Here is an 11,986-nt window from a genome sequence, read left to right as displayed (position 1 = left end):
ATACCTTGTAACTATTGGCCTGGTCTGGTGGGCCGACCACGACCGTCTGACCAATCGTGGTCAGTCCAAGCGCGAGACTCGTGGCGACCTTGACTCCCCCCGCGACAGTTGACCTACGACCCAGTTAAGACCCAGACGCCGGGCGGTCTACGGTTGCGTCGGCAAGCCGACATCAGCCAAACCACCTCGGCTCACATGGCCGCCGCGTCAGCCTGACCCGGTCGGACCTGCCGCACACCTGCGACCCGACCTGGTCAACCGCGACTTCACCGCCCCCGCCCCGAACAAGATCTGGACCGCGGACGTCACCTACGTCCCGACCGACCAGGGATGGCTCTACCTGGCTGTCGTCCTCGATCTGTACTCCCGGCGGATCGTCGGCTGGTCCATGTCCGCTGAGCAGAAAACCCCCCTCGTCGCCGACGCGCTGACGATGGCACTACGCCACCGCCGCCCCGCGCCCGGAGTCATCCATCACTCCGACCAGGGAACGCAAGGTGAATTCAACTGGTCACGATCGCCTCGACCCTGTACGACCGGCCCCGCAAGACCCTCGACTGGAAGACCCCCACCGAAGTGATGAACCACCAGCTATTCTCACTTCAAGAATCCGGTGTTGCGACGACCGGTTGAATCCGGTCAATATACGTCCCGCGAGTTCGCGAAGATCTGCAAAAGGTACCGGGTGAAACGCTCCGTCGGATCCGCCGGCGACCGCTACGACAGTGCGGTCACTGAGTCTTTCTTCGCCACTCTCGAATGCGAACTCCTCGACCGCACCACCTTCGCCACCCAGGATCAAGCCCGAGCTGCGATCTTCGACTTCATCGAGGGCTTCTACAACCGGCGACGCCGACACTCCACTAACGGATACCTCAGCCCCCACGAGCGTGAAACCCGCTTCTACGAGTGCGGTAAGGCCGCATAACCATTCAAAGCCCTACCTGTGAACGAAACCGGGGCAGCTTCATTCATTCCGTGACGGGGTTCCCCGGGGGGCATCACCGGCCACGTAGGACTACGCCGACTCACTGCGATCCGACAGACGTCCTTATGACCGCCCGACGCAGTCGGCTACGGTGGTGTCGTAGGACTGCACCTGAGCCAGATCGACGAGGCCGACGAACTGCTGACCAAGGACCCGTTGGCGCTGCTGATCGGGATGGTGCTGGACCAGCCAGTATCGAAAGGATGGAGCGGGACGGGGCGAACCGCGCTCACCCGACCGCGTAGCGTTAGATTTTGATCTGTGGACTCGCGGGAGCCGGAGTGAAGGACCACGGCAGGAGACCGTGTCGGCGTTTGACGTGCCCGAGTGCGCGTCTGTAGCGTGGTAGCTCCTTTCTCCCCGCCATCCTCCGGGACTGGCGGGGTTTTTTTCTAGATCGGCTACGTCATGCCCCCGCGAGCGACACGGACCTCGTGCCCGCGCTGGAGACCGTCCGCGATCTCGGCGCTCACGTGGAGGTCGCGAGCTGGAAGGGCACAAGCCGACTCCGTTTTCCAGACTCACAGCTTCCGTGGTGCCACTACCTGGACGCCGACAACCACGCAGCCTGCCTGGACCACACCGACTACACGGCGATCTGACCGACGGCCCGGTGGCCGCTGCGGAGCGGTCGGCTACGGTGATGGCGTGGGACTGCACCTGAGTCAGATCGACGAGGCCGACGAGCTGCTGACGAACGACCCGCTGGCACTCTTGATCGGGATGGTGCTGGATCAGCAGATCCCGCTGGAGCGGGCGTTCGCGGCGCCGTATGAGCTGGTGGCGCGGTTGGGGCGCCCGCTCGATCCGGCTGAGCTCGCCGCGTTCGACCCGGACGATCTCGGTGCGATCTTCTCCCGCCAACCGGCGTTGCACCGTTTCCCTGGCTCGATGGCCAAGCGGGTGCAGTCGCTGTGCCGGCTGCTGCTCGACTCCTACGACGGTGACGCGGCGGCGGTGTGGACGACGGCGGCCGACGGCCGCCAGCTGCTCAAGCAGGTCGCGGCGCTGCCCGGCTTCGGCGAGCAGAAGGCCAAGATCTTCGTGGCGCTGCTCGGCAAGCAGCTCGGCGTCACGCCGCCCGGCTGGCGCGAAGCGTGCGCCCCCTTCGGTGAGGACGACAGCTACCGCTCCGTCGCCGACATCACCAGCCCCGAGTCCCGGAACAAGGTCCGCGACTACAAGAAGCAGATGAAAACCGCCGCCAAAGCGGCTGCGGTCTGATCCGTGCCCGCGCTTCGCGGTGCGGCCTAGCGGTCTCGGGTGTTCGAGACCGCCCATCGACTCGTCGCCGTGGGCACCCTTCCTTGGTAAGGAAAGAGTGGCAGCGGTACGGCGTCCCTGACCCCTTCCCCGCCGATTCAGGCCAGACAATGCCGGTGACAACCGTGACGGTTCCGACGGTCAGCGCGAGGGGGGATTCGGCCAGCCGGCGGACTGCAGCAGCCGCAGTAGCCGGTATTGAATGATGCCTGCCATCCGGACGTTCGCTCCGGGGGCGGTGGGCCCTCGACAGCCTGCCTTCGCTCCCGATCGGCCCCGATCATGGCACGCAGATCGCGTGTGATCCCCGCAGTGACAGCCGGCATCAGCGTTGTCTGCATTGTCGGCCCTTCTCGATCTCGGGTTCCGTCGCTCCTTCGTTCCTGGCCTTCTCCGCCGGGACGGAGTGTTCTCGGGTCGATGACCTGACACACTCATGACATGGAAGACGACCGTTCGGAGATCGTCATCGGACGGCGAGGATCTGACCACGTCCTGATCCAGGTCCTCGGGCGGATGCATCCAGGGGCCGCGGACTACTGGGACGGCAACTGGCTGACCAGTCCCATCACGGCTCGCCTGCGTGGCTTCACCGTCGATCTTGCCGCTGCCCTCCGGACCGACGAGCTGCGCTCGTTCCGGAAGCAGCTGCAGCGGATCCACCGGAAGGTGCGCGGCCGCGCCGAACTCGTCTCGATGGAGGAGTGGATCAACCTGGGCATGCGGTGCGAGCGGAATGGGCACCTCGTGGTAGGCGGAGAACTGAGCGAGGATTCGATGGCGCGCAACACGCTCCGATTCTCGTTGCCCGGCCTCGACCAGACCGACCTTCCACCGCTGATCGACGCCCTTCTGCTGGTCGAACAGCGTTTTCCGGTCATCGGCAGACCCTGATGGGTCGGGTGGAGACTGCTCCTTTCTGGGTCGGGGTCGATGTCATCTGGAAGACGCTGGCGGCCGGAATGGTCTGCCTCGCCGCCGCGGGATATATGTTCCACGTGAACGGCACGTTTGCGGAACATGGGATCGTGGCCACCGCCGAGGTGCTGGACGCCGGCGGCCCACGTGAGCGGCCGACAGCCCGTTTCGTCACGCGCACCGGCGTGCCGATCGTTACGAGGATTACCACCGATGGCACGGATCCGCGGGTCGGGGAACGCCTGACCATCGAGTACGACGAGCGTGACCCGACCCAGGCACGTCAGCGCGGCAGTTGGTGGTACGGGGAACTTCCGGTGGGCGTGGCCGTGCTTGGCCTTGCGATGCCTGCCGTCGCCGTCTGGATATTCCTCCGGCGCCGTCGCGAGTATCCCGGATGGGAGCCTTTGGCGACCGCCGAGGTCACCGATATTTTCGCGGTTCTATCGGTGCCATGGTGGCTGGCGCCGCCGTCCTCCGACGCGGCCGATGAGTCGCCGGACCACGATGAGTCGCCGGATCACGAGGAGTCGCCGGACCACGAGGAGGGCCGTGTCCTGATGTTGCGCCGGGACCAGCAGGCGATCCAGCGGGCGCTTCCGGGCTGGGATCTCTGGGGAGTGGGCGCGGGGAAGGAGCGTGCGCACTGGCAGGCCGGTCAACGGCTGAGCATGACGATCGACGAGGTGTGGTGCCGGCGCCGCCGAGGTGAACGGTGGCGGGTGAAGGTCAGCCTGCTGGAACAACCGCCTCCTCCCGGGACGGCCAGCGTCGGCCAGCGCACGCTGCTGCCGGAATCGCCTTGACCTTGGTCAGGCATGGCGGCCTTCCGCGGCGGCTGAAGGCGGCGACGTGCGTCCGGATTCCACTCAAGTGGTTTCGATAGTTCGAGGTGACGTGGTTAGCGTGGGCGACATGATCCCGATTGGGCTCGCCCTCGCACCACCCGGAGCCGAGGCGTCGAACGCCATCGACGCGCTGGTCGGCCAGGCCAGAGACGCCGCGGCGGCCGGCCTCGGATCGGTGTGGCTGGGCCAGATGTACGACCTCGACGCGCTCACCGCCCTCGCCGCTCTGGCCGTCCACGTGCCCGGGCTCGGGCTCGGCACCGCCGTCACCGTCACCCACAGTCGACATCCGATCACCATGTCCAGTCAGGCCCAGACCGTTCAGGCGGCCAGCCGCGGTCGGCTCACCCTCGGCCTCGGCGTCCTGCACCGCCGGCCGGTCGCGCGGCGCTTCGGGATCGACCTCGACGGCCCGGCAACGCACATGCGCGAGTACCTCTGCGCCCTGCAGCCGCTGCTGCGCGACGGCACGGTCGCCTTCGAGGGAGACATGATCACGGCCGACACCACCGGATTCTCCGGCCACGTCGCCGGGAGCACCCCGCCGGTGGTCCTGGTCGCCGCGCTCGGCACGGCCATGCTGCGCGTGGCCGGCGAGCTCGCCGACGGAACGGTGACCTGGATGGCCGGCCTCCGGACGATCGACAGCCACATCGTGCCCGCCATCACCGCCGCCGCTGTAGGGGCGCCGCAGGTCGCGGTCAGCCTGCCGGTCTGCGTCACCGACCACCCCGACGAGGCCCGCCGCCGCGCCGCCGCCCATCTCGCCTGCTACGCCGACCTGCCCTCCTACCGGGCCATGCTCGACCACGAAGGCGCCGCCAACCCGGCCGACGTCGCGATCGTCGGAGACGAGCGGCACCTCGAAACGCAGCTGCGCCGCCTCGCCGACGCCGGCGCCACCCGCTTCATCGCCAACCCCACCGGGATCACCACCGCCGCCGAGCGCCATCGCACCCTCCAAGCCCTCGGCGGCCTGGCCGGGTGAGCCCGGCAGGCGTCCCGCGGGCGGATTCCGCGTGAGTCGGGTGGCGCGGGACCTCTGCTGTCTTCGCGACGAGGACGCCGAACTGGAGTTCCGCGACGCTGGCGACGCTCACCGCCAGTTCGCCGAGAATCGCAGCGAGGTCGGTGGCGACCAGGGCCGGGTGCGAAGGTTCAGGGCTGGCAGTCCGGCCGGGTTTCGACCCCGCCGCGCAGGATGTGCAGCAACCGGACGGCGTCTGCGGGGCCGGCGCTGGCCAGGGCGGTGGCATTGGTGAGGGCCAGCAGATCGGCGGCGGTGAGGTCGCGGCGCACCGCGCCGGCTTCCTGCGCCGGAGCCAGGAGGGTTTCCGCCGTCGAGTGCATCACCGCGTGCCAGCCTTCCGCCAGTTCCCCGCGCCGCTCGTCGGACTCCTGCGAGATCGCGGCCAGCGCGAGGGCGCGTCTGGTCGCGGCGTGCACGACGAACAGGTCCAGCCACGCGAACAGGGCCTCGCCGGGAAGGGCCGTCTCAAGCAGGACCACGCCACGCTCGCACAGAGCGTCGACCTCCTCGGAGTAGACGGCCACAAGCAGGTCGCCCCTGCTCGGAAAGTTGCGATACAGCGTGGCGTTGCCGACGCCGGCGTGGCGGGCGATCTCGTCCAGGGGTACCTCGGTGCCGCGCTCGTCGAACAACGCGCGCGCCGCCGACACCAGCAGGTCGACGTTGCGTGCCGCATCCGATCGGAGCCTTCGCCCGGCCGCGCGCGTCCCTGATGCACGCGGTGGCACGTCTCGCGTCACGGGCGGCTCCTTGCGGACCAGGGGAAGCGCCCATTATCGTTGAGCGCTAACTGGGGAGCTCCCCACTTAATGGCCGGAGTGAAGATACGGAGGGCCAGCCGATGACGTTGACCGTCGAGGACCGGATTGCCGTCACCGACCTCATCCACGGGTACGGCCACCTCGTCGACGCCGGAGAGCTCGACCGGTTGGAGGAGCTGTTCACCCCCGACGTGACCTATGACCTCGCCGACTTCGGGCAGGGGACGCTGACCGGGGTGGCGGCCATCCGATCCGCGGCCCTCGCCCTGGGCGACGCCAACCCCGTCGGCCACCACGTCACCAACGTCGTGCTGGCCGAGCAGGCCGACGGCCAGGTCCGCGCCCGGTCGAAGGGCATCGGGGTCATGGCCGACGGCACCACCGGCAGCGTGGTGTACGACGACGTGATCGTCCGCGACGGCACCAGCTGGCGCATCCGCCACCGGAAGATCGCCGCCCGACGTGCGCCGCTCGGTGGTGTGCCCCGCTGACCTCACGTCTACGTCTGCCGGGTTCGCCTGTGACGAGTGCCGCTAGATCGCCACGATTCTGACGAGGTCTTCCAGGCCGGTGAGGTCGGCGGCATTGCGGGTGTAGATGCTGGCTCCATGGGCATGTGCGGTGGCCGCGATCAGCAGGTCCATCGTCCGTGAGCGTGGCTGGCGTCCGATTTCGACGACTCGGGCGGCGAGGCGTCCGTAGCTGTCGGCGACGGCGTCGTCGATGGGCAGTGGGTCAAACCGTCGCTGGACCGCGCTCAGGCGGGCGAGGCGTGTGGCGCGGGTCTCGGGAGTCCTGGCCACGAGGACGCCGAACTGGAGTTCCGCGATGCTGGCAACGCTGACCGCCAGCTCGCCGGGGATCGGGGTGACGTCAGCGGCGACAAGAACGCTGGTGTCGAGAACACCGCGATTCATCGATCTTCCCAGGGGTCGGTGAGGGAGCCATCGACCAGTTCGCGATCGGCGGCCCAGTCGGCGTCGGCCGGCTGGGCGAAGACGTCGGCGAGCTCGTCCCAGTGCCGCCATGCTCGCGAGACCACTGGGCCGAGGACGGCTGCCGGCCGGCCGGCGACTGTGATGGTCAACCGCTCGCCGGCCTGCGCTCGCCGTACAAGGTCGCTGGCGTTCTGCCGAACCTCTCGAAGTCCTATCTCGTCCACCCACCCACGGTAGCACTTGTGCTACAAGGGTGACGTGCCCCCACGTTGATGCCGCGGAGCCTGCCGTCGCACGGGTGGAGTTCGGCGGATTCAACTCCTGTCGTCCGGGAGTGAAACATCCCCCTTCATGGCGGCGGGCGAGGCTGACGTCGGGCATCGCCAGCCGGATGCGCCGCCGCGGCGGACTCCCCGAGCTCCCCGGAGGAAGCGTGGTCACCTCGTCGGTCGTCATCGCGGGATCGGTCGTCATCGCGGGAGCGGCGTCCGGGATCGGGCGTGCTTGCGCGGAGCTCTTCGCCGCTCGCGGGTTCGGGGCGGTGGCCGTCGACCTCGACGAGGACGGGCTGTTCACCCTGACCGGACGGTCCGAACAGACCGAACTGGCCGGATCGGCGCAGATCGTGCCGCTCGTCGGGGATGTCTCCCACGAGGAGACCTGCGCCGCCTTCCAGCTGCTGCCCGGGGCGGGACACCTGCCGCACCTCGAGGCCCCCGAGGCGCTGCTGACCCTGCTCGCGCAGGTCGTCGACGACACGCCGGCGGGCGGGCAGCACCCGGCGAAGGCCTGATCGTCCGACCGGCCAGGAGGCCAGCGCCGTGCCGATGCCGATGCCCGCTCAATCACACGCGGTCGCCCGCCCCGCCCCATCGTCGACGGCCTCCTCGGACACCGCGGCCGTGGCCTCGCTCCTGCTCCCCGACCGCCCGGCCGCATCGCGGCGTTGATCTTCCCCGGCCGACTGGCAGACTGTGCGACGTGGCTGATCCAGAGGGCGCAGAGACGCTCACCGAAGAAGTCTGCCGGGTCCTACGGGCGGCGCCCGTACCAGCGGCCAGCCTCGTCGGCCCGCAAGCGCTCTCGGTGCCGGGTGGGCCGGGCCTGTACGCCTGGTGGGCGACTCCGGGGGTGCTCCCGGGGGTGCCGGCGGCCGCCCACCCGTCGATGTCCCTCGGCCTGCTGTACGTCGGTATCGCAGGTACCAGCCTCCGGCAGCGCATCGTGCGCCAACACCTCGCCGCCAACACGGGCTCCTCGACCTTCCGCTTCACGCTCGCGTCCCATCTACTGGCCGAGGGCGGCCTGACCCCGTTCCGCAAGGGTGGAAAGGTCCTGCTACCGCCTGCGCAGCTGGCCTGGCTGCGCCACTGGCAGGTCTCTTACCTGCACGTCTCCTGGGTGGCCAGGCCCGATCCCGCAGAGGTCGAGGCGGCGGTGATCGCCGCCATGGAGCCGCCCCTCAACGGGGACGACAACGCCAACCACCCCTACCGGCAGCGGCTCCGTGAGCTTCGAGCGGCCTTTCGGCTCCGAGCGGACGGCGGCGGCGCCATCGGGACCACGCCATGACGGTGCTGGCGGTGGCGGCGAGGACGAGGCGAGACAGCAACCGTCGAATCTCGGGTAGGGTCAGCGAAATCAGTTTCGTTGTTTCGCGGTCTGGAGGCATTCTTCGATCGACCAGCGGGAGCCGGCGACCCGGGCGGGTTCATCAGGGTCGTTGCGGCGCGTCCGTAGCAGCCGTAGAAAGCCCGCCGGGATGGATCGGTCAGGCTGCGGCGGATCAGCAGCCAGTGCCCTACTCCTTTCTTCCGTAAGGGTCTTATCGATACCCGGGCCCACTGGTACAGGCGAGGCCCTTTCGCGCCGTCACCGGCGGACAGCGTCTGCCAGTCCTGTTCGGCGACATCATCGGCGAGAACATCGGCCCGGACCTGGGTGAACACGTGGCGGCCGGTGGCGCCGATGAGTGGTTCGTTGCTTTTCGCAGCCATGACGTGGCCGACGCCCTCGGCTTCCAGCCACATCCGTAGGCGCCGGTCCGAGCCGTATACCTCGTCCCCGGTCACCCAGCGGGCCGGGACCCCGGCAGCGAGCGCGCGGGCGAGCATCGCCCTGGCCAGCTGGGGTTTCGTCAAGAATGTGATCTTGTCGTCGATCCCGGCCTCGCGACGCCGGTCGTCATCGTCGATCCAGGACTTCGGCAGGTAGAGCTCCCGGTCGAGAAACGACCGACCTGCCGCCGTCACGTAGGTGACGAACACCCCGATCTGACAGTTCTCGATACGACCCGCGGTTCCCGAGTACTGCCGCGCCACCCTGCCAACGCCTATCGTGCGGCGGTGATTTGTTCTCGGAGAATGTCACCATGGCCGGCGTGACGGGCGAAATCCTCGATCAGGAGCAGGTAGACAAACCGCAGGCTGACATCGCCAGCGCGGGGGTGTGCCTTGGTGTCGTCGAGCTCGAAGTCAGCGGCGATCACGCGGGAACGCTCGCTGGCACGCTCAAACTCGGCGATCACGTCGGCCAGCGTTTCGCCGTCGGCGACAACGAAACTGCCGTCGTCACCGGTGGCGTAGCCGTCGCATGCGGACTCGTCCAGGCCGAGCAGGGTGCGTTGGAACCAGATGCGCTCGGCGGTGGCGGCGTGTTTGATCAGCCCGATCGGTGTGGTCAGTGAGACGACCAGGCGCCGCCGTGCGTCGGTCTCGGACAGCCCTCGCGCGGTGTCGATGAGCGCTTGCCGGTTGCGGTCAAGCCAGCTCTCCAACATGAGACGTTCGGGTCCAGTGGTCATGCGGGGCCATATGAACATTAATTCTCCAGCTTTCTGGGTTGAAAGGACATTGACGGATCAGCCCATGGGTGCATACTCGAGCAGCATGAAGGTCGATCGGACAGGGCTCGTCTCGATTGCCGAGGAGAACACCGATGACATCGGTGCCGGAGGCCCGCCGGGGATGTAGGCGCTGCAAACGCTTCTCGGCCCTCGTCAGAGGGTCCTCGGGGAATGCCGTGTCCGGAGCCGAGGGCGAGCCGGAGCAATCATAAGGATAACATCCAAGCTATGCGCGTGTCACGTGACTTGTGTCGATCTGTTCCGGCGCGTTATGGGCCGAGGGTATCCCGAAGCTCAGGAGACTTCCTCGACACCAAGATCGGTTCGGGCTGCTCGGAGTTGACCGTGGACGTGTGCGAGCGCGTCGCGAAGTTGCTGGTTCTCGATGCGTAACGCATCCAGAGCAACGCGGATAAGCCGCCACTCCAGCACGTCCCGCTTGCCGTCCGCGACCACTTCGACCTGAAGCCGTTCGCGCCGCCAAGATCCACTGAATCCGCCAACTAAACCCGGACGCTCTGAGGTCGAATCGTCCACGTCAAGATGACGGACTTCAGGTCGATGGCCCTCCGGCTCGTCATCTTCGCCTGAACGGGACATGGAAACGACACCGTCCAGCAGGACGCGCGGCGCCGGCGCGACTAGCCACCGCCCGCCCGAAGAACAGCGGTAAGGAGCGGCAACCCGTCTGGCCGCACGTGACGACCGGTACGCCAGACATGGGCGACGGGCCTGGTAGCTACAACCCCTTGGCCGCGACCCGCACCCCGGTCGTCTGCGCGTCACGAGTGGTGCCGCGCAGACGACCGGGCGCCCGGAAGTCAGGGCGTGCTGTCGGGCGTCTCCTTCGCGGGCGGGTCACCACCGTCGGTGCCGGCCGAGACGGCCCCACGGGTCAGCAGCAGGCCATGAAGGAGATCAAGTGCGACCGCGACGACTAGCTCGCCCTGCGACAGCCATCCCTGGCCGAGACAGACCACGATGACCGTCAGGACGACGGCAACCCCCACCGCCCGGGCTACGCCCCTAGACCCTAGGCCGGCACTCAGGCCGTCGAGCCGTCCGGGGACGGTGACTGCGGGGGCAGGGTCGGCACGCGGGGGATGGCGGAGTTGGGGTCGAAGCCCGCGAAGGCCAGTCCGATGACGAAGCCCGCGGCCTCCTCGAGCTGACGGGCACGGTCCAGCGGGCCCAGCACGGCCGGCGTCCCGCCGACGTCGCGGATGAGCTCACCGGCGATCCGCAGCGCGCCGGCGTCATCGCCGCAGATCACCACCGTCGCGTCCGCCGTGTCGTGACCGCTGGCGGGCGGCGGCGCCGTCCACCGCTCGGCGGGGAACAGATGGAACGCCTTCACCACGTGGGCACCGGGAGCCCACGCGGCGATCTGGCCGGCGGCGGACCTCCCGGGTTCGGTGAGCAGCACTCCGACGCCATGCTCCACGGCGTTGGTCGGATCGATCAGAGTGGTCCCGGCCAGGGTGCCGGCGGCCGCGTCGACGTCGCTCAGCACGTCCGCGACGCCGCTCCACAGCACCGCGAGCAGCACGGCGTCCCGCCCGTCGACCACCTCTCGCGGGTCGGCCGCGCGCGTCGCGCCGCCCAGGCGTCCGGCGAGCGCCTCCGCCTTCGCCCGCGACCGACCGCCGACCACCAGCTCGTGCCCGGCGCGGGCCCAGCCCGTGCCCAGTGCCTCGGCCAGGGCTCCGGTGCCCAGGATCCCGATCCGCATTGGTCCCTCCTCATGTCGCCGACCGCTCCGGTGCCACGGTAGAGATCTCGTTACGCACCGATCGGTACGTCGGGAACCTGCGACGATGGCGAGGATGAGCGAGCCCGAGGACTCCTGCGTCGAGCTGGTCGCGGACTGCCGCCTACGGGCGACGACCGACCTGTTCGCCCACACCTGGGATCCCGTCGTCCTGATGGCGCTTCGGCTTGGCCCCCGGCGGCGCCGCGAGCTGCGGGCAGCGATCGGCGGCATGAGCGACAAGGTCCTCACCGAGGCGCTGCGCCGGCTGTGCGCCCACGGCCTGGTGGAGCGCCGCTCCTTCGCGCAGGCCCCGCCCCGGGTCGAGTACGAGCTGACCCGGCTGGGGCACAGCCTGGTCGACGGCCCGATGAAGGCGCTCGGCGACTGGACGCGCGAACATGGCGACGAGCTTCTCGACGCGCAGGAACACGCGGCCCGGACACTGCCGGCGGGGGGCGGAAAATCCGTTGCCGGCCCGGGCTGGGCCGGTCTAGGGTCGCCCGTAGTCCCGCCGGGCAGCGACCCGGCGGCGAGCATGGAGGATGCCATGGCTGCCCCGGGCCCCGTCCCGGGTCACCGGTGACCGCCCGGCCATCCCGGTCCGGCGACGGTCACGCGCAACGCCGCGCCGGCCTCGGGCCG

The 11,986-nt window shown here is 68.9% G+C and carries 17 protein-coding genes and 2 pseudogenes; 11 read left to right on the top strand and 8 right to left on the bottom strand.

The genetic code is table 11. The annotated features are described in order from the left end of the window. Positions 1-247 precede the first annotated feature (247 nt). From FRAQA3DRAFT_RS33410 to FRAQA3DRAFT_RS20575, 7 genes and pseudogenes are all read left to right on the top strand, one after another. Positions 248-493: pseudogene (locus tag FRAQA3DRAFT_RS33410) on the top strand (DDE-type integrase/transposase/recombinase); the annotation flags it as partial. Between the two features lie 192 nt (positions 494-685). Beyond that, positions 686-928, top strand: a complete 243-nt coding sequence (locus tag FRAQA3DRAFT_RS20600; protein WP_035921267.1) for an IS3 family transposase — start codon at positions 686-688, stop codon at positions 926-928. A 494-nt stretch (positions 929-1,422) separates the two neighbouring features. After that, positions 1,423-1,590 (top strand): hypothetical protein, encoded by a 168-nt coding sequence (locus tag FRAQA3DRAFT_RS20595; protein ID WP_232291684.1) that lies wholly within the window; start codon positions 1,423-1,425, stop codon positions 1,588-1,590. A 46-nt stretch (positions 1,591-1,636) separates the two neighbouring features. After that, positions 1,637-2,212: an HhH-GPD-type base excision DNA repair protein gene (locus tag FRAQA3DRAFT_RS20590; protein ID WP_009740984.1), complete on the top strand. Its 576-nt coding sequence runs from the start codon at positions 1,637-1,639 to the stop codon at positions 2,210-2,212. A gap of 555 nt (positions 2,213-2,767) precedes the next feature. Further along, positions 2,768-3,145, top strand: coding sequence for a hypothetical protein (locus FRAQA3DRAFT_RS20585; RefSeq protein ID WP_157467529.1), 378 nt, complete (start codon positions 2,768-2,770; stop codon positions 3,143-3,145). After that, entirely contained in the window at positions 3,145-3,975 is an 831-nt protein-coding gene (locus FRAQA3DRAFT_RS20580) for a DUF3592 domain-containing protein (RefSeq protein ID WP_009740982.1), read from the top strand. Before FRAQA3DRAFT_RS20585 ends, FRAQA3DRAFT_RS20580 begins: the two co-directional genes overlap by 1 nt. Before the next feature lie 109 nt (positions 3,976-4,084). After that, positions 4,085-5,005 carry an LLM class F420-dependent oxidoreductase gene (locus tag FRAQA3DRAFT_RS20575; protein ID WP_035923173.1) on the top strand — a complete coding sequence of 307 codons (921 nt, stop codon included), beginning with the start codon at positions 4,085-4,087 and terminating at the stop codon, positions 5,003-5,005. 170 nt (positions 5,006-5,175) lie between these two features. Here FRAQA3DRAFT_RS20575 and FRAQA3DRAFT_RS20570 read toward each other — a convergent pair whose 3' ends face one another. Beyond that, the gene (locus FRAQA3DRAFT_RS20570) at positions 5,176-5,787 is read right to left on the bottom strand and encodes a TetR/AcrR family transcriptional regulator (protein ID WP_009740980.1); all 612 of its coding nucleotides are present in this window, start codon (positions 5,785-5,787) and stop codon (positions 5,176-5,178) included. Positions 5,788-5,888: 101 nt separating this feature from the next. On the opposite strand from FRAQA3DRAFT_RS20570, the gene FRAQA3DRAFT_RS20565 reads away from it, so the two are divergent. After that, positions 5,889-6,299: a nuclear transport factor 2 family protein gene (locus tag FRAQA3DRAFT_RS20565; RefSeq protein WP_009740979.1), complete on the top strand. Its 411-nt coding sequence runs from the start codon at positions 5,889-5,891 to the stop codon at positions 6,297-6,299. Positions 6,300-6,341: 42 nt separating this feature from the next. Here FRAQA3DRAFT_RS20565 and FRAQA3DRAFT_RS20560 read toward each other — a convergent pair whose 3' ends face one another. After that, complete coding sequence (locus FRAQA3DRAFT_RS20560) at positions 6,342-6,725, bottom strand: type II toxin-antitoxin system VapC family toxin (RefSeq protein ID WP_009740978.1); 384 nt, start codon at positions 6,723-6,725, stop codon at positions 6,342-6,344. Further along, positions 6,722-6,970 (bottom strand): type II toxin-antitoxin system Phd/YefM family antitoxin, encoded by a 249-nt coding sequence (locus FRAQA3DRAFT_RS20555; protein WP_009740977.1) that lies wholly within the window; start codon positions 6,968-6,970, stop codon positions 6,722-6,724. Before FRAQA3DRAFT_RS20555 ends, FRAQA3DRAFT_RS20560 begins: the two co-directional genes overlap by 4 nt. A 209-nt stretch (positions 6,971-7,179) precedes the next feature. On the opposite strand from FRAQA3DRAFT_RS20555, the gene FRAQA3DRAFT_RS38865 reads away from it, so the two are divergent. Both FRAQA3DRAFT_RS38865 and FRAQA3DRAFT_RS20545 read left to right on the top strand, forming a co-directional pair. Further along, a complete protein-coding gene (locus FRAQA3DRAFT_RS38865) occupies positions 7,180-7,539 on the top strand; it encodes an SDR family NAD(P)-dependent oxidoreductase (RefSeq protein WP_009740976.1) in 360 nt (119 codons plus the stop codon). Between the two features lie 188 nt (positions 7,540-7,727). Next, positions 7,728-8,318 carry a GIY-YIG nuclease family protein gene (locus tag FRAQA3DRAFT_RS20545; RefSeq protein ID WP_009740975.1) on the top strand — a complete coding sequence of 197 codons (591 nt, stop codon included), beginning with the start codon at positions 7,728-7,730 and terminating at the stop codon, positions 8,316-8,318. Here FRAQA3DRAFT_RS20545 and FRAQA3DRAFT_RS33405 read toward each other — a convergent pair. From FRAQA3DRAFT_RS33405 to FRAQA3DRAFT_RS20525, 5 genes are all read right to left on the bottom strand, one after another. Further along, positions 8,237-9,067 (bottom strand): IS701 family transposase, encoded by an 831-nt coding sequence (locus FRAQA3DRAFT_RS33405; protein WP_198286939.1) that lies wholly within the window; start codon positions 9,065-9,067, stop codon positions 8,237-8,239. The two genes, FRAQA3DRAFT_RS20545 and FRAQA3DRAFT_RS33405, sit on opposite strands and share 82 nt — an antisense overlap. An 11-nt stretch (positions 9,068-9,078) precedes the next feature. Further along, positions 9,079-9,567, bottom strand: coding sequence for a DinB family protein (locus FRAQA3DRAFT_RS20535; RefSeq protein ID WP_009740974.1), 489 nt, complete (start codon positions 9,565-9,567; stop codon positions 9,079-9,081). 318 nt (positions 9,568-9,885) lie between these two features. Then, positions 9,886-10,191: a hypothetical protein gene (locus FRAQA3DRAFT_RS35265; protein ID WP_157467524.1), complete on the bottom strand. Its 306-nt coding sequence runs from the start codon at positions 10,189-10,191 to the stop codon at positions 9,886-9,888. A 221-nt stretch (positions 10,192-10,412) separates the two neighbouring features. Further along, complete coding sequence (locus tag FRAQA3DRAFT_RS20530) at positions 10,413-10,601, bottom strand: hypothetical protein (RefSeq protein WP_009740973.1); 189 nt, start codon at positions 10,599-10,601, stop codon at positions 10,413-10,415. A 35-nt stretch (positions 10,602-10,636) separates the two neighbouring features. Continuing rightward, positions 10,637-11,323 carry an NADPH-dependent F420 reductase gene (locus FRAQA3DRAFT_RS20525; RefSeq protein ID WP_009740972.1) on the bottom strand — a complete coding sequence of 229 codons (687 nt, stop codon included), beginning with the start codon at positions 11,321-11,323 and terminating at the stop codon, positions 10,637-10,639. An 85-nt stretch (positions 11,324-11,408) separates the two neighbouring features. Between FRAQA3DRAFT_RS20525 and FRAQA3DRAFT_RS20520 the strand changes: the two are divergent. Further along, positions 11,409-11,783: pseudogene (locus FRAQA3DRAFT_RS20520) on the top strand (winged helix-turn-helix transcriptional regulator); the annotation flags it as partial. Between the last annotated feature and the right edge of the window lie 203 nt (positions 11,784-11,986).

Origin of the sequence: Frankia sp. QA3 (assembly GCF_000262465.1) — a bacterium.
Lineage (GTDB): Bacteria > Actinomycetota > Actinomycetes > Frankiales > Frankiaceae > Frankia.
The sequence above is the reverse complement of the archived record's forward strand: the minus strand, read 5'-3'. Positions and strand labels throughout refer to the sequence as shown.

What these genes read in the sequence shown, in the direction of transcription:
- FRAQA3DRAFT_RS20585 (WP_157467529.1), top strand. Translation starts at nt 2,768, where the DNA reads ATGCATCCAGGGGCCGCGGACTACTGGGACGGCAACTGGCTGACCAGT.
- FRAQA3DRAFT_RS20580 (WP_009740982.1), top strand. Translation starts at nt 3,145, where the DNA reads ATGGGTCGGGTGGAGACTGCTCCTTTCTGGGTCGGGGTCGATGTCATC.
- FRAQA3DRAFT_RS20575 (WP_035923173.1), top strand. Translation starts at nt 4,085, where the DNA reads ATGATCCCGATTGGGCTCGCCCTCGCACCACCCGGAGCCGAGGCGTCG.
- FRAQA3DRAFT_RS20565 (WP_009740979.1), top strand. Translation starts at nt 5,889, where the DNA reads ATGACGTTGACCGTCGAGGACCGGATTGCCGTCACCGACCTCATCCAC.
- FRAQA3DRAFT_RS20560 (WP_009740978.1), bottom strand. Translation starts at nt 6,725, where the DNA reads ATGAATCGCGGTGTTCTCGACACCAGCGTTCTTGTCGCCGCTGACGTC.
- FRAQA3DRAFT_RS20535 (WP_009740974.1), bottom strand. Translation starts at nt 9,567, where the DNA reads ATGTTCATATGGCCCCGCATGACCACTGGACCCGAACGTCTCATGTTG.
- FRAQA3DRAFT_RS35265 (WP_157467524.1), bottom strand. Translation starts at nt 10,191, where the DNA reads ATGTCCCGTTCAGGCGAAGATGACGAGCCGGAGGGCCATCGACCTGAA.
- FRAQA3DRAFT_RS20525 (WP_009740972.1), bottom strand. Translation starts at nt 11,323, where the DNA reads ATGCGGATCGGGATCCTGGGCACCGGAGCCCTGGCCGAGGCACTGGGC.